This window comes from Candidatus Kosakonia sp. 282A-S69 (assembly GCF_029433855.1).
Lineage (GTDB): Bacteria > Pseudomonadota > Gammaproteobacteria > Enterobacterales > Enterobacteriaceae > Kosakonia > Kosakonia cowanii_A.
In genome coordinates this window covers 272,550-290,556 of sequence record NZ_JAROAU010000003.1, presented here as the reverse complement: position 1 = coordinate 290,556, position 18,007 = coordinate 272,550, and the positions used below count along the sequence as shown (strand labels likewise).

Genomic DNA, 18,007 nt, shown 5'->3' with positions numbered 1-18,007 from the left:
TACTATTGAGGTTTTAATTATGTCCGCGCTAATTGACAAGGATTACGTCGCCTTAACATCTGCACAAATGGGAATGTGGCTAGCGAATGAAGTCACCCTGCATCCGGGAAATAATACCATCAGTGAATATTTAATTATTGATGGCGAAGTGATCCCACGTTTTTTTAAAGCCGCAGTCAGACAAATGATCGCTGAAGCAGAAACAATGCACGGCCGATTTTATCAAACAGACAATACGGTAAAACAGCAGCTTCCCGCGATCGAAAATTATGATGCCGCATTTTACGATTTCAGTGCGCGTCCGGAGCCGCTGGAAGCCGCGCTGGCTTTTATGAGCGAGCAGACAAACCAGCACTTCTCCCTTATGCAAGGGAACGCCTTTACCTTTTTTCTCATCAAGCTCAGCGCAAAGAGATATATCTACTACCACTGCTGCCACCACATCCTGCTGGACGGTTTTGGCGCCTCGCTTATCCTTCGCCGCACGGTTGATATCTACGACGCGCTGGTGATGGATAAACCTGTTCCCCCCACGCCCTTCGGCAACTTTCGCGCGTTGCTTGCTGAGGAGGCCGCCTACAGAAATTCAAACCGCTTCATCCGCGATCGCGACTACTGGATGGCGCGCTTTCAGGATACGCCTACGGCAGCAAGCCTGGCAGGCCGCAGCGCGCCGGATGCGCCCATCATCCGCCAGCGTAAAAATATTGATGCAGGCCTGCATCACGCCCTGCATCGCCATGCCGAAGCCGCAGGCTGCACGCTCCCCCAGCTGCTTACGGCGTTAACCGCCATTTACCTCTACCGCATGACAGGCCACGAAGAGGTGGTGATTGGGCTGCCGCTGGCGGCACGCGTCGGGCGGGTGCAGCGCACCACCCCCGCAATGATGTCCAACATCCTGCCGTTGCGGCTGCCGCTCTCGCCTGCGCTGACGCTTGATGATGTGCTGGCCCTTGCAGCAAAAGAGATGATGTCCGCGTTACGCCATCAGCAGTATCCCCATGACGATCTCACCCGCGACCTTAGCCTCACGCGCCCGCTCTACCACACCACGGTCAACGTTGAGTTATTTGGCGACGATCTGGCGTTCAACGGCGCGAAAACCTTCCCGGTGAATACCAGCAACGGCCCGGTTGAAGATCTCGCGATCTTCTTTTATGGCTATGGCGATGCGCATACGCTGGTCGTCGGCTTTGACGCCAATAGCGCGCTCTACAGCCCAGAGAGCTTATCCGCCCATCACCACCGCATGCTGGCGCTGTTTAGCAAGTTAATCGACCATCCGCACGCCCCGATTGCCGCCCCCTCGCTGCTAAGCGTAGAGGAGGAGCGGCTTCTCGCGCAGGCAAATGATACCTGCGCACCCGTGCCGCCCCTCTCCTTTGCGGCGCTGTTTGAACGCCAGGCCAGAAGCACGCCGCACGCGCCTGCCCTTGACGATTGGCACACCCAATTGAGCTACAGCGAGCTTAATTGCCAGGCAAACCGGCTCAGCCGCTATATACAGGCGCAGGGCGTACGTCCCGGCGACAGTGTCGCGCTGTTATTGCCGCGCACGGTGGATATGGTCATTGCCATGCTGGCGGTCGCCAAGGCGCAGGCCGTTTACCTGCCGCTTGATGCCGGGCACCCGGCGGAGCGCCTGCAACACATTCTTGCTACCGCCCAACCGGCGCTGATTCTCTCCTCGGCGCAAACCGCCGGCATAATAACGGGTTATCGCCAGCAGCAGATCGACAGTGACGCAGCGGTGGCGGCCATTGCGGCACTGAATGATGATAACCCTGCGACGCTGCCACAGCCGCAGCAGCCGGCGTATGTGCTCTTTACTTCTGGCTCCACCGGCGCGCCGAAAGGGGTGCTCGTCTCCCACGGCGCGTTAACAAACTTCCTGACCGCAATGCAGCACACCGTGCAGCTGACGGCGCAGCATCGGCTGTTAGCCGTAACGACCCTCAGTTTTGATATCGCCGCGCTGGAGCTTTTATTGCCGCTGATGAGCGGCGCGTCTGTGGTCATTGCTTCGCGGGAGTGTGCGCGCGACCCGCGTCTGCTGGCGCAGGCGATCGCTGAAAAACAGATCAGCCATATGCAGGGCACGCCCGCGCTGTGGCATGGGTTAGTGGCCTATCAGCCCGACTCGCTCGCGGGCCTGACGGCGCTGGTCGGCGGCGACGCGCTACCCAACATGCTCGCGCAGCAGATGGTCGCGCGCGCTGCGCGCGTTATTCAGCTCTACGGCCCCACTGAAACCACCATCTGGTCAACCATAAGCGAACTGAGCGCCGCGAACCTCTCGCCGTCGGTGATTGGTAAACCCCTCTTTAACACCCGTATCCATATCCTTGATGACGCCCTCAAACCGGTGCCAGTTGGGCAGCCAGGCGAGCTCTATATCGCCGGTGACGGGCTGGCGATCGGCTATCTCAACCGGGCAGATTTAACCTGCGAGCGCTTTGTTGCCAGCCCCTTTGATGAAGGGGGCCAGCGGATGTATCGCACGGGCGATATGGCCTGCTGGAGCGAAGAGCAGACGATCGTCTTTCTTGGCCGGGTCGACAATCAGGTCAAGATCCGCGGCTATCGCATTGAACTCGGGGAGATTGAAAACGTGCTCCATGCTCTGCCCGAGGTCAAACAGGCGCTGGTGGTCGCTCATGAAGAGCCGGCGAGCGGGCAGAAACGGCTGGTGGCGTACGTTGTGGCACACAATGCTGACGCCTGTACGCCGGAGGCGCTGCGCGCGGCATCAGCACAAAAACTGCCGGACTATATGGTGCCCGCGCTGGTGATGCTGCTGGCGCATCTCCCTCTGACAGCCAACGGCAAAATTGACCGCCGGGCACTGCCGCAGCCAACCTTTACCTCTCTCGCCCGGGTGCCGCCTACTACTGCGCAGCAGCAGGAGCTGTGCCGGCTGTTTGCCGAGTGCCTGGCCATCGAACCGCCGGGTATACACGACAACTTTTTTAGCCTCGGCGGACACTCGCTGTTAGCACTGCAGTTACTGAACCGCCTGCGCCAGAGCTTCGGCGTGGAGCTGTCACTGAAAACGTTGTTTGATGCGCCGACGGTTGCTGAACTGAGCACGCATATCGCGCAGACGCACAGCCAGCCGGCCCGCCCTGCGCTGACCGCGCAACCCCGCCCGCCGCAGCTGCCAATGTCGTTTGCCCAGCAGCGCTTGTGGTTGCAGCAGCAAATCGCCCCCAGCAGCGCCTACAACATGCCGCTGGCGCTAACGCTGAGCGGCCCGCTGGATGCAGCTGTGCTGGCGCAGGCGCTCTCTGACGTCATCGCTCGCCATGAAAGCCTGCGCACCCTCTTAACGCAACAGGAAGAGATGCCCTGCCAGCAGATCCTTCCGGCACACGACGTCAAATTCACGCTGCCGACCCTCACCATCGCCCCCGAGCACCTTGATGAGCAACTGGAGAAGCACTGCCAGCATCTGTTTGCGCTGGATAGCGAACTGCCTGTCAAAGCCTGGCTCTATCAGCTGGCAGCGGATCAACATGTTCTGCTGCTGCTCATTCACCATACCGCAGGGGACGGTGGTTCACTCTTACCGCTGCTGGAGGATTTGAGCCTCTGCTGGCAGGCGCGGGCCACGGGCCAACGCCCGTCGCTGCCGCCGCTGGCGGTCCAGTACGCCGATTATGCGCTCTGGCAGCGCGCCTTGCTGAGCGAAGCGCCCGGCGCAAATGCGCGCTATACGCAGCAGATGGCCTACTGGTGTCAACAGCTGGCAGGCGTGCCGGAAGAGGTGACGCTGCCCGCCGACCGGCCACGTCCGGCACAGGCAGATTATCGCGGCGATCGCGTTGACTTTGCGCTCACTCATGAGCTGTTATCGCGCCTGAAACAACGGAGCGATGAGCTGGGCGTGAGTCTGTTCATGCTGCTCCATACGGCAGTGGCAACGCTGCTACACCGTCTGGGCGCGGGCGATGATATCGTGATCGGCACGCCGCTCTTTGCCCGTAGCGACGTCGCCCTGCTCCCGCTGATTGGCTATTTCGCCAACACGGCGGTACTGCGAACGGATATGAGAGGCAACCCGACGCTTAACGCCATCCTCGCCCAGGCGAAATCGGCGGTGCTGGAAGCCAATCAGCATCAGGATCTCCCCTTTGAGCAGGTCGTCGAGGCGCTGGCACCCGACCGCACGTTAGCCCGCCACCCGCTCTTTCAGGTGATGATAGTGGTCGATACGCCGTGGCCGCAGGCGGTCACGTTCCCGCAGGTCGGGGTGGCACAACGTCAGCTCCCGACCACCACCGCCAAATTTGATCTGCTGTTTCATTTTGATGTTGATGAGGCACAGCAGCGCCTGAGCGGGCATATTGAATATGCCACCGCTCTGTATGATAGCGCCACGATTGCGGGCTTTACCCAACAGTTGATCCGGGTCATCGAGACCATTGTGCAGCGCCCTGACGCCCGCGTCGCGGAGGTCTCGTTGTTAAGCGATACGCAGCGTGAAACCGTGCTTAAGCGCTGGAACGCAACAGATGTCACGTTGCCGCCGCTGACGCTGGCCGGGCTGTTTGAAACGCAGGTACAGCGCGCCCCGGACGCCATCGCGGTGAAAGAGGGTGACAAAACGCTGAGCTATCGCCACCTCAATGCGGCAGCGAACCAGCTTGCGCATCGCCTGATGGCGCAAACCCGGGGCGCGCCATTCTGCGCCGGGTTACTGATGCAGCACTCAATTAACGAAGTTATCGCCGTGCTCGCCGTGATCAAGGCGGGTGGCGCTTACCTGCCGCTGCGCATCACCGATCCGCTGGAGCGCCAGCAGTTCATTGTGGATGAGGCCGGTGCAACGCTACTGCTGGCGGATGCCGCACTACCGCGGCCCACGGTCGATAACGTGATCCTGCTTGATGATCTGCCGAAGTCCCACTGGCCAGTAAGCAACCCGCCGCAGCCCTCTGTGCCCGGCACGCTTGCCTACATCATGTTCACCTCCGGCTCGACCGGTAAGCCAAAAGGAATTGCGGTCGAGCAACAGAGCGTGGCGGCGCTGGCGCTGGATCGGCGCTGGCGGGCCGAGGATCATCAGCGGGTGCTGCTGCACTCTCCGTCGGCCTTTGATGCCTCAACCTGGGAGTTGTGGGTACCGTTGCTGTGCGGTGGTACCGTTATCGTCGCGCCCGCGGGCGAGCTGGATATTGATACGCTGACGCAGACTATCGTCGAGGAGAAGATCACCGCGCTCTGGCTCACCGCCGGGCTGTTTCACCTGATGGCAGAGGTGCATCCGCAGGCGATGAAGACCGTGCATTTACTGATTGCGGGTGGCGATGTGCTCTCCACGCACGCGATTCGCGAGGTGATGAGGCACAACCCAACGCTTGTGATGATGAATGGCTATGGCCCAACGGAAACCACCACCTTCGCAACGACCTGGCGCATGGCGCAGATCCCCGACGGCGTGACGGTGCCTGTCGGCACACCGCTGGACAACATGCAGGTTTATGTCCTTGATGCTTATCTCAACCCGGTGCCTGTCGGCATGCCCGGTGAGCTCTATATTGCCGGCATTGGGCTGGCGCGCGGCTATCATCGCAACCCCTGTCTGACCGCAACGCATTTTGTCGCCAACCCCTTCTCAGCGCCTGGCGCGCGTATGTATCGCTCCGGCGACTGGGTGCGCTGGCGGCAGGATGGCGTGCTGGAGTACCTCAACCGTGGCGATCAGCAGGTTAAAATTCGCGGCTTCCGCATTGAGCTGGCTGAAGTTGAGGCGGCCCTGCAGAAGCAGGCAACGGTCGCCCAGGCGCTGGTGAGCGCCCGTGAAAGCAGCCCGGGAAACAGGCAGCTCATCGCGTGGGTGACGGCCAAACCTGGCGAAACCTGCGATGCCGACGCGCTGCGTCGGGCGCTGGGCGCGCAGCTGCCGGACTTTATGGTGCCAGCCATGATCATTGCGCTTGAGCAGCTTCCTTTGACCGCCAACGGTAAAGTCGATCAGCGCGCCCTCCCTGCGCCGCACTTCGCCACCGCCGCGCACCGTGCGCCGCGTAATGATCTTGAACGCACTCTCTGTGCGCTCTTCGCCGCAGTGTTAGGGGTGCCGGAGGTAGGCATCGACGATCACTTCTTTGCCCTCGGTGGACACTCGCTGATGGCCTCCCGCCTGGTCAGCAGAATTCGCCGGGTGCTCAATCTCAACCCGGCGATCCGTGATCTGTTTGAAGCACCGACAGTGGCGCAGTTTGCCGGGCGGTTACAGGCCAGCGGGAGCGCGCGTCCGCGCCTCTGCCCACACCAGCGACCGCCGCGTCTGCCGCTCTCTTCAGCACAGCGTCGCCTCTGGATGGTCGATCGTATTGAGCAGGGTAAATTCACCTACAACATGCCCGTTACTCTCACCTTACGGGGAGAGGTCGTCGTCTCCGCCCTCATGATGGCGCTCGACGATATCGTGCTGCGCCATGAAAGCCTGCGCACACGCTTTCACGAGCTTAACGATGGCACGGTTTGCCAGAAGATCACTCCGCCGTCGTCGGCATGTTGCCCGCTGACCCAGCTCACGGTTTCCGCCGACGATCTGCCCCACGCCGTGCAGACCGCGGCGCAATATACCTTCGATCTGGCGCAGGAAGATCCCTGCCGCGCATGGCTGTTTAAGGTGGATGAAGGGCAGCATCTGTTACTTATCCTGATGCACCATATCGCCAGCGATGGCGGCTCGATCGCCCCGCTGCTGCGCGATCTGGCAGAGGCCTACAACGCCCGCGCACGGAACCAGTCGCCCGCCTGGGCAGAGCTTGCGGTGCAGTATGCCGACTACACGCTGTGGCAGCAGGCGCTGCTGGGCGCGCCGGAGGAGAAAGCGAGCCTCTTTAACCGCCAGTTGGCCTGGTGGCGCGATACTCTGCACGACCTGCCCGATGAGCTTCAGTTGCCCACAGATCGGCCGCGCCCGCTGCGCGCCAGCTACGTGGGTAAACAGTGCCACTTTGCCATTGATGCCCGGACAACCACCGCGTTAGAGGCGCTGGCACGGCAGCATAACGCCAGCTTGTTTATGGTGTTACAAGCCGCGCTGGCGGTGCTGCTCTGCCGCTGCGGCGCCGGTGAGGATATCCCACTCGGCACGGTGAGCGAGGGGCGTAGCGATGAGGCGCTCGAACCGCTGGTGGGCTTTTTTATCAATACTCTGGTTATGCGTACCGATCTCAGCGGTGATCCGACCTTCGTGACGTTACTCGATCGCGTTCGCGAACAGACGCTGGCGGCCTGGGAGCACCAGGATCTCCCCTTCGAGAGCCTGGTTGAGGCGTTAAATCCCGCACGCTCGCTGGCGCGGCATCCCCTCTTCCAGGTGATGCTGGTGCTGCAAAACGTCGCGCGCAGCGATGCCCTGTTCGATGAGCTGGAAACCGCCGTCGCCACGCCATCGTTGCCGGTGGCGAAATTCGATCTCACCTTCAACCTCGAAGAGACGCCTGAGGGGCTGCGCGGCATGGTGGAGTACGCCGTGGATCTGTTTGACGAGGCCACCGTCGTGCGCATGGCGGGCTATTTCACCCACTTGCTGGCAGCCATTGCGGCCAATGCCGCGCGTCGCGTGAGCGAACTGCCGATCTTCAGCGACGCTGAGCAACATCAAATTATGCAGGTGTGGAATAACAGCGCGCGGGACGTTCCCGCCGCGACATTTGCTGAGCAGTTTGAAGCCATCGTGCGCGCCACGCCGCAGGCAACGGCCCTGATTGCCGATGAGGAGACGCTGACCTACGCACAGCTGGATCGGCGGGCAAACCGCCTGGCGAATCTGATGCTGGCGCGGGGCATCGGTGCCGAGCAGATTGTCGCCATCGCACTGCCGCGATCCGTTGCGCTGATTGTCACGCTGATTGCCACGATGAAAACGGGCGCGGCCTATCTGCCTCTCGATCCTGATTATCCGCCCGATCGGGTGGAGTACATGTTAAGCCACGCGCAGCCAGGGCTGGTGGTAAGCCAGGCAGAATTTGCCGACCGGCTGGCGCCGGCGTATGCCGCGCTACACCTTGACCACCCGGCCCTGCGCGGGCTGCTTGCCGAACAGAGCGCAGAAGAGATTACGTTGCCGCGCAGGCTACAGTGCGATAACGCCGCCTACCTTATTTACACCTCCGGCTCGACCGGTACACCAAAAGGTGTCGTCGTCACCCATCGGGGGATTGGTCACCTGGTTGCCAGCATGGTTGCGCGCCTCCACGTCACGCCGCAAAGCCGTGTATTGCAGTTCGCCTCGCTAAGCTTCGACGCCTCATTCTGGGATATCAGCATGGCGCTGCTGAGCGGCGCGGCGCTGGTTGTAGCCACAAAAGAGGCGCTCACGCCCGGCAAACCGCTCTATACCCTCATGCGCGAACGCGCTGTGACCCACGCCACGCTGCCGCCGGTTGGGCTGGCGGTCATGCCGCGCGAACCGCTGCCCGAACTGGCGACACTCATCGTCGCCGGGGAGGCCTGCCCGCCGGAACTGATTGCCTTCTGGGGCTCCGGTCGGCGGATGATTAACGCCTATGGGCCGAGCGAATCGACCGTGTGCGCCACCATCAGCCAGCCGTTGCAGGCCGATCGCCTGCCGCCGATTGGCAGGCCGATTTTCAATATGCAGGCCTATGTGTTGGATGCACATCTGAACCCCGTTCCGCCGGGAGTTAAAGGTGAGCTCTATATTGCCGGTGAAAGCCTGGCGCGGGGCTACCTGAAACGACCCGATTTAACGGCGGAACGCTTCGTCGCCAACCCCTTTGGTGCCAGGGGCAGCCGGATGTACCGCACCGGCGATATGGCAAGCTGGAGCAGTGACGGCGAGCTGATGTTTGCCGGGCGCGTCGATCACCAGGTCAAAATCCGCGGTTTTCGTATTGAGCTGGGTGAGGTTGAATCCCAGCTGCGCAAACATCCGCAGGTTGCGCAGGCAACGGTGATTGTTCGTGAAGATAAGCCCGGCCTGCGCCAGCTGGTGGCCTACGCCGTCGCCCGCGATGAGCGCGCGCAGGGCGGGGAGATCCGCGACTTTTTGCGCGACTTTCTGCCGGACTATATGTTGCCGGTTGCCGTTGTCCTGTTACCGGCGATCCCGGTCACACCAAACGGCAAAGTCGACCGCCGGGCGCTGCCTGCACCGCAGTTTGCCCGCGCGCAGCACACCCCACCGTGTAACGCGCAGGAGCAGTTGCTTAGTACGCTGTTCGCCGAGTTGCTCAATCTGCCGGAGGTTGACCGCACAATGAGCTTCTTCGAGTTGGGCGGCGACAGCATCACGGCGATACAGCTGGTGGCACGCGCCCGCCAGGCGGGGTGGCTTTTCACCCCACGCGATGTATTTGAGCATAAATCGGTCGCCGGGCTGGCCAGCATCATGACCGCGGTTGCGGAGCGGGAAAGCGCTCCGCAGATTGCCGCCGTCGGCGAGCTGCCCGCCACGCCGATCGTCCACTGGTTAATGGAGAACCCCGGCGATATCAACGCCTTCTGCCAGGCTACGCTGCTGCAAACGCCCGCCAATCTGGATGCGCAGGCTCTGCAGGAGATGCTCGCCGCGCTGGTCAGCCATCATGATGCGCTGCGCTTAACTGCCCGCCGCGATGCCAGCGGCGACATCGTTCTCTGTGTGCCGCCTGCCGCTGATGAGAATGGAATGCTGGAGATTATCGATGACCAGCCTCTCTCAGCCGAACAACGGCAGCAGCAGATTCAGGAGGCCTGTCGCCGGGCGAAGCAGCGGCTCGATCCGGCGCGCGGTAAGATGGTGCAGGCCGTCTGGTTCCGCGCCGCGCTCGGGCAACCGGGGCAGCTGATGCTGCTACTCCACCATCTGGTAGTGGATGGCGTCTCCTGGCGGATACTCGCCTCCGATCTGCTCGCCCTCTGGCGCGCGCGCAGCGCGGGGAGAAAGGCGCAGCTGACGGACGCGGGCACCTCCTTTCGCACCTGGGCGATGCGCCTTGAGCAGGAGGCGCAACGCCGTGGCGATGAGCTGGCGCACTGGCAGAGCGTGCTCAGCCAGCCGGACGCGCTGTTAACCACACGGCCTCTGGCAGACGCGCGTGACACCCTCGCCACCAGCGCATCTCTGCGCATGGAGCTTGGTAGCGAATTCACCCAGCCCCTGCTGGCGACCCTGCCGGCACGCTTTCACGCCAGTATCCATGATGTGCTGCTCTGCGCCCTGGCACTGGCCATCACGGCCTGGCGCGAGGATGGGCAAACGGATGTGCTGCTGGATGTCGAAGGGCACGGGCGCGAAGAGTTAGCGGGCACGGAGCTGTCGAGTACCGTTGGCTGGTTTACCACGCTCTACCCGGTGCGTCTGGCGCCGGGTCGCGCGCAGCTGACCCGTCCCGACTCGCTGGACAGCGCCCTCAAGCGTGTCAAAGAGCAGCTGCGCCAGGTGCCGGAGAACGGGCTGGGTTATGGCCTGCTGCGCTATCTCAACCGCCAAACCCGCCCGCTGCTTGCCGCGCTGCCGCAACCGCAAATCGGCTTTAACTATCTGGGTCGTTTCAGCGTCGAAGAGGCGCGCGACTGGCAGCTTGCGGCTGAGGCCCACCTGCTTGATACCCGCGCGCACGACAGCTTCGCGCTGCCGCACGCCCTCTCGCTCAATGCGATGGTAGAAGAGCGTGCGAGCGGCCCGGTGCTGGTGGCGAACTGGTGCCGGGCGACTGAGCTTTATGCTGAAGAGCGGGTAAGTCGCCTGGCTACGGGGTGGTTTAACTGGCTGAAAGCCCTGTCGCAGCTTACGCAGGTCGAAGATATCGGCGGTTTCACCCCTTCCGATATGCCCCTTGTCGCGCTGCAACAGGCGGGGCTGTCAAAACTTCAGTCAAAATGGACGAAGAAAAAATGAATATGGATATTAAAGAGATACTTCCGTTATCCCCGTTACAGAAAGGTCTGCTGTTCCATATGCTGCTTGATACGCGCGGCAGCGATGCCTATCAGGTGCAGCAGGTTTATCAGCTTGAGGGGGAGCTGAATGTCGCCAGGCTCAAACAGGCTGTCGGGCTGCTGCTGGCGCGCCATCCCCATCTCTGCGCCGGGTTTGAGTATGAAGAGGTCGACACACCGGTTCAGCTGATCCTCTCCGGCCTGCCGCTCCCCTGGCAGGAGGTTGATTTAAGCACCATGTCGCTGGAGCAGCAGACGTCGGCTTTTCACACGCTGCTTGAGAGGGACTATAACAACCGCTTCGCCCCCGGCACGCCGCCCCTGCTGCGTTTTACCCTTGTAAAGTGCGCGCCGACGCAGCATAAGCTGATTTTCACCAACCACCATCTGTTGCTGGACGGCTGGTCGATCCCGGTACTGCTCGAAGAGCTGTTTCGCTTATACCTCGCTGACACGCCGGAGGGTGAACTGCCGCCAGCCGTGCCCTACCGCGACTATCTGCAGTGGCTCGCCCGGCGCGACACCGGGAAGATGCGCGAGGCCTGGCGCGAGGCGTTACGCGGCCTGCAAGCCCCCACCTGCCTTGCCGGTGGGCGTACCACCGACAATTTGCAACCGCACCTGCTCTACAGAACGGTGGATGCCGGGCGAACCCGGCAGCTTAACCGCTGCGCCCGCGAGCTTGGCGTGACGGTCAATACTCTGTTGCAGTGCGCCTGGGGCATGCTGCTTGGCGCGCTCACCGGGCGCTGCGACGTTGTTTTTGGCATCACCGTTTCCGGCAGGCCGGCGGAGCTTAGCGGCATCGAAAGGATGGTCGGGTTACTGATCAATACGCTCCCGCTTCGCCTGACGTGGCGCATGGATGAGCGTTTCGCCACCCTGCTGCAACGTTTGCAGGCTGAGCAGACGCGCCTGCTCGACAGCCAGTATCTCGATCTCACCACCATTCAGGCTGACGCCGGCGGCGAACCGCTGTTTGATACGCTGATGGTGTTTGAGAATTACCCACACAGCGCAAGTGCCGCGGCGAGCGAAAAGTTAACCGTCTCGCTGGACTCGCACCGCGGCGGCGATGCCTCTCACTATCCGCTGGGGCTCATCGCCGTTCCCGGCGAAACGCTCTCGCTGCGTTTTAGCGCGCTGGCAGATATTTTTGCCGATGAAGAGGTTGAGCGGCTGGCGGACCGGTTCCTGCATCTGCTTTATACCCTCATCGACCGCCCCGACAGCCTTATTGGTCATGCTTCGCTGTTACTGCCGCAGGAGGCGCAGGCGCTGCTTCCTGTGCCGATCTCATTCGCTGACAGCGTGCAAACCACGCTGCATGAGGTGTTTGAACAACGCGCCGCGCAATATCCCGATGCCACTGCCCTCTCGCTTGGCGATAATTCACTGCGCTACGACGAGCTGAACCAGCGGGCGAACCAACTCGCCCGTCATCTGGTGAGCTGCGGGATTGGCAGCGAGGAGTGTGTGGCGCTGGCGCTACCGCGCACGCTTGAGGCGCTGGTTGCCACGCTTGCCGTGCTCAAGGCGGGCGCGGCGTACCTGCCGCTGGACGTGCATAACCCGCCTGAGCGGCTGGCCTACATTCTTTCCGATGCCAGACCGGCGCTGATCGTTTCGCTGCAGGAGTATGCGGGGATGTTTGCCGAATCGCCGTTGCTGCTTCTGGATAGCGCCGAAAGCCAGCAGCAACTGGCGCAGCTCAGCGGTGCCGATCTCCAGCAGACCGAGCGGCTGCGCCCGGTGCAGGCGCACAATCTCGCCTATATCATTTACACCTCTGGCTCCACCGGCAACCCGAAAGGGGTGATGATCCCGCACAGCAACGTGCTGCGTCTTTTCGCCGCAACAGAGGCGTGGTTTAGCTTCTCATGCCACGATATCTGGACCCTGTTTCACTCCTGCTCGTTCGACTTCTCCGTCTGGGAAATATGGGGCGCGCTGCTCTATGGCGGCGAACTGGTCGTAGTGCCCTTTATGGTCAGCCGCGATCCGCAGGCCTTTTTGCGGCTGTTAAGCGATAAAAAAGTGACCATCCTCAACCAGACGCCGTCAGCCTTCTATCAGCTGATCGAAGCCGAGCGCAACCTGCCCCACGATGCGCTGCCGCTGGCGCTGCGTAAGGTCATTTTCGGCGGCGAAGCGCTCGATCTCAGCCAGCTTTCGCGCTGGTATCAGCGCCACCCGGATACGGCACCCGAACTCATCAATATGTACGGCATCACGGAGACCACCGTGCATGTGAGCTATCAGCCGTTAACCGCGGCGCGCGCACGCGAGGCCACAGGCAGCCTTATCGGCATGGCGATCCCAGATCAGCACATCCATCTGCTGGATGATGCGCTGCGTCCGGTGCCGCCGGGCGTGGAGGGCGAAATGTATATCAGCGGTGCCGGGCTGGCGCGCGGCTATCTGAACCGTGTCGCCCTCTCCAGCCAGCGCTTTGTCGCCGATCCCTGGGGGGCACCGGGCTCACGCATGTATCGCTCCGGCGATATCGCCGTCAGGAGCAAAGAGGGTGAACTGCACTACCTCGGGCGCGCGGATCAGCAGGTGAAGCTGCGCGGTTTTCGTATTGAGCTGGGCGAAATTGCCGCCGTGCTGCGCAGTGCGCCACAGGTCAGCCATGCAGAGGTGGTGCTGCTTGATGCCGACACTCAGCCGCAGCTGGTGGCCTACGTCACTGGCGACACTCCCGCGCCACTCGATATGGACGCGCTGCGCAATGTGGCGGCAGCAAAACTGCCGGGCTACATGGTGCCGACGGCGATTATCCAGCTTGCGCAGTTCCCGCTGACCCTCAACGGCAAGCTGGATAAGCGCGCCCTGCCGCGCCCCGATTTGACGGCCAGAAGCGAACGACGCGCACCGCGCACTCTGCAGGAGGAGATCCTGCAGGGGCTGTTTGCCGAGGTGTTGCAGTCAGATCTTCCCGGCATTGATGATGACTTCTTTGCCCTCGGCGGCCATTCGCTGCTGGCGATGCGGCTGGTGAGCCTTATCACCCGCGCGCTGGAGGTTGAGGTGCCGATCCGCACGCTGTTTGACTATCCAACGGTCGCGCAGCTCGCCGGCCAACTGGCGAAACAGGGAAGCCGGCCGGGTGAAGCGCTACGCCCCCAGCCGCGCAGCGCGCGGTTGCCTCTCTCTTTAGCCCAGCAGCGCATGTGGCTGCTGAAAAATCTTGATAACAACCATGCGGCCTACAACATGCCGCTCGCCATCCGTTTACAGGGGGCGCTGAACGACGCTGCACTGCGTGAAGCCGTGCGGGATGTGGTTGCGCGCCATGAGATCCTGCGCACCCGCTACCCGCTCCACCAGGGGCAGCCCTGGCAGGAGATCCTCGCGCCCGATGCACTTGAGGTGACATTCGAGGTGAACGACATCGCGGCCTCGTCGCTGGCCGATGCCCTGAATCGCGCCGCTGCCTGCCCGTTTGAGCTGGCAGATGAGATCCCGCTTCGCGCCACGCTGTTCCACCTTTCGCAAACACAAGAGCATGTGCTGCTGCTGGTTATCCACCATATCGCCTGTGATGGCGGTTCGCTGGCACCGCTGTTTCGCGATCTCGCCTGCGCCTACACGGCGCGCTGCGCCATGAAAATACCGGAGTGGACGCCGTTGCCGGTGCAGTATGCCGATTACGCCCTCTGGCAGCGCGAGAGGTTGGGTGAAATAGAGAACCATAGCGAGATCGCCGCCCGGCAGCTCGCGTTCTGGCGCGAGGCTCTCTCCGGCGTGCCCGAGGCGATGGCTCTGCCTGTCGATCGTCATCCGACTGCCGAGACGAATTATCTCGGTGAGCAGGTCAGGCTGCGCATTGATGAGCGTCTCTATCAGCAGATTACACAGCTGGCCCGCCATGAGGGGGCCACCCCCTTTATGGTGCTGCAAACCGCCGCCGCCATCCTCTTTAGCAGAATGGGGGCTGGAGAGGATATTACGCTCGGCACCGCCGTCGCCGGACGTTCAGATGAGGCAATGCGCGATCTGGTGGGATTCTTCGTCAATACGCTGGTACTTCGCGTTGATCTGGCAGCAAACCCCACCGTCGGTGAGGCGCTGGCTCAGGTGCGCGAGTTTATGCTCTCCGCCTGGGTTAACCAGGAGGTTCCCTTTGACTGGGTGGTGAAAAGCCTCAATCCCGAGCGCGTCAGTGGCAGGCATCCGCTCTTCCAGGTGATGATGGTGCTGCAAAATAACGACGCCACGCCGCCGCAGTTCGCGGAGCTGTCGCTTTTGCCGCAGCCGGTAGGGCTGGTGACCACCAAGTTTGATTTGACCTTCAACGTTGAGCAGGTCCACGACCCGCGCGGCGACGTTAGCGCGCTGGAGGTGCAGATCGACTACCCGGTCGATCGCTTTGATGCGCAGACCATCACTGCCCTGGCGGACTCCTTCACCCACCTGCTGCAAGCCATGGTTGATGCACCGGATAGCGCGGTGATGACGCTGCCGCTGCTCAGTGACCGCCAGCGTAAGCAGATGCTTGATGTGTGGAACGAGACTCACTGCGACGTGCCACCAGCCACCTTAGCCGCGCACTTTTCCCGCCAGGTTGCCGCCACGCCGCAGCGTATTGCCGTCAGCTGCGCGCAGGAACAACTCAGCTATCAGCAGCTGGATAGCTGCGCCAACGCTCTCGCGCGGCGCCTGCAACACCAGGGCGTAAACATGGAACAGGGCGTGGCGGTGTTAATGACACGCTCTCTTTCGCTGGTGATTGCCCTTCTCGCCGTGGTGAAAGCGGGCGGTTTCTATGTGCCGCTACGCGCAAGCGATCCCACTGAACGCTGGCAACATATTATTGATGAACTGGATGTGCGCTGCGTGCTGGTAGATGAAAATCACAGCCAGGCCGCGCTGCCTGCGGGCGTGCAGAGGCTTATCGTCGATGACGCGGCAACCCAGGCCGCGGCTCCGGCTGTCTCAACACCGGTGACGCCGCACCATCTGGCTTATGTGATGTTTACCTCCGGTTCGACCGGCAAACCGAAAGGGATTGCCACCACCCAGGATAACGTGCTGGCATTAGCCCGCGACCGCCGCTGGCAAGCGGAGGCCTGCCAGCGCATTCTGCTGCACTCGGCCTATGCGTTCGACGCCTCAACCTGGGAGTTGTGGGGGACGCTGCTCAATGGTCACCATGCCGTGATCGTCCCCGGCGAGACGCTGGATCTGCCGCTGCTCACCGCCACCCTCGTTGAGGGCAAGGTCACGACCGCCTTTTTAACCTCCGGGCTGTTCCGCCTGATTGCCGAGGAGGCGAGCGACGCTCTCGCAGGCTTGCGCCGGGTCTACACCGGCGGGGAGAAGATCTCTGCCAGCGCGGTACAAGCCGTGCGCGAGCGCTGGCCGCACCTCGAACTGCTGAATATCTATGGCCCGACGGAGATCACGACCTATGCGACGGACTACCTCATCACCCAGGCCGATGCGCCCTATGTTGACGTGCCGATTGGCAGAGCGTTCGATAACACCCGTCTCTACGTGCTTGATAGCCATCTTCAGCCGGTGCCTCCGGGCGTGGCGGCGGAGCTCTATATCGCCGGGCGCGGGGTGGCGCGCGGCTATGTCAACCACCCGGCGCTGAGTGCGGCACACTTTGTCGCCGATCCCTTTGGCCCAGCGGGAAGCCGGATGTATCGCACCGGCGATATTGTCAAATGGCGGCGCGATGGCGCGCTCTGTTTTGACAGCCGCCGCGATCAGCAGGTGAAAATTCGCGGTTTCCGTATTGAACCCGGTGAAGTGGAGATGGTGCTCAAGCAGCACGCTGCGGTTCAGCAGGCCGCGGTGGTGGCGCTTGAGGATCGCCACGGTAATAAGCAGCTTGTCGCCTATGTGGTGCCCTCTGTGCAGGAGGCAGATCTGAGCGCTTCTCTGCAACAGTTTGCGCGCGATCGGCTCCCGGACTTTATGGTGCCGGCGGCGATTGTGCTGCTGGCGGCGCTGCCGCTTAACGCCAACGGTAAGCTGGCGCTTGCCGATTTGCCGAAGCCCGATTTTCATATTGAGCCAGGACGCGCGCCGCAAAACGAGCGGGAGCTCTGGCTGGCCAGGCAGTTTTGCGAGCTGCTCAATGTGGAAGCGATCACCGTCGACAGCAGCTTTTTTGCACTCGGCGGCCACTCCTTACTGGCGGCACGGCTGATTAACGCTATCGACACAACGTGGAAGGTGAAACTGACCCTGCGCGATCTGTTTGAGCACCCGACGGTGGCGCTGCTGGCACAGAGGCTACAGAGTAATCAGCGCAGTAACGTGCTGGATGTGCTGCTGCCACTGCAACCGCGCGGAGAGAAAACGCCCCTCTTCTGCCTGCCGCCCGGTGGCGGCTTGAGCTGGTCCTACGCCGGGCTTATTCCCTGGCTTGGCGATGCGCAGCCGCTGTTTGGCCTGCAGGCGCAACGGTTGAGCAGCGGCAAGTCATTACCCTCGGTTAACGCGCTGGCAAAACGTTACCTTGCGGAGATAGTGAAGGTTCAGCCAAACGGCCCTTATGCCCTGCTCGGCTGGTCGTTTGGCTGCCATCTGGCCCATGAAATCGCCACCCTGTTGCAGCAGGCCGGACAAGTTGTCAGCGCCCTGATCCTGCTCGATGGCTACCCGTTGGGCGAACGCTATCGCGAAAAAGAGCGGCAAGACAGCGAGAGCCTCGCTGCGCTGTTTGAAGCCTTAACCGGCAGCGTGCCCGATGAGAGTGCGCTCACCGTCGAGGCGCTGCGCCGCTGCTTAGTGGCGCAGGAGCATCCGCTGGCGGTGATGGAGCCTGTGGTTTTTGAGCATATCCTTGCTGAATTCCGCGAGGCGCCACGTCTGCTGGCGGCGTTCACACCGTCGCGCTTTCAGGGGGATATTCTGTTCCTGCGCGCGGCAACGCGCCGCGTCGGTGAAGAGAGACTTGATGCGCAGCTGTGGTCGCCCTTCGTTGAGGGGAGAGTCGTGACCCACACCCTGCCCTGCAGCCATGATGGCATGTTCAGCCCGCAGGCGTTGCAGCAGGCCGGGCCGCTGATCCGTGACTGGATAGCCGGGCGGGAGTAGCGCTTTCCTGCATAAAAAACCGCCTGCAGGGCGGTTTTTT

At 62.0% G+C, this 18,007-nt stretch carries 2 protein-coding genes; both read left to right on the top strand.

Features of this window, described 5'->3' with window-relative positions; genetic code table 11:
- Positions 1 to 19: 19 nt before the first annotated feature.
- Positions 20 to 10,867, top strand: coding sequence for a non-ribosomal peptide synthetase (locus PU683_RS07090; RefSeq protein ID WP_277170820.1), 10,848 nt, complete (start codon positions 20 to 22; stop codon positions 10,865 to 10,867).
- Entirely contained in the window at positions 10,864 to 17,967 is a 7,104-nt protein-coding gene (locus PU683_RS07085; protein ID WP_277170819.1) for an amino acid adenylation domain-containing protein, read from the top strand. Before PU683_RS07090 ends, PU683_RS07085 begins: the two co-directional genes overlap by 4 nt.
- Positions 17,968 to 18,007 lie beyond the last annotated feature (40 nt).

Excerpts from the sequence above, each read along its gene's own strand:
- PU683_RS07090 (WP_277170820.1), top strand. The coding sequence starts at position 20 with ATGTCCGCGCTAATTGACAAGGATTACGTCGCCTTAACATCTGCACAA.
- PU683_RS07085 (WP_277170819.1), top strand. The coding sequence starts at position 10,864 with ATGAATATGGATATTAAAGAGATACTTCCGTTATCCCCGTTACAGAAA.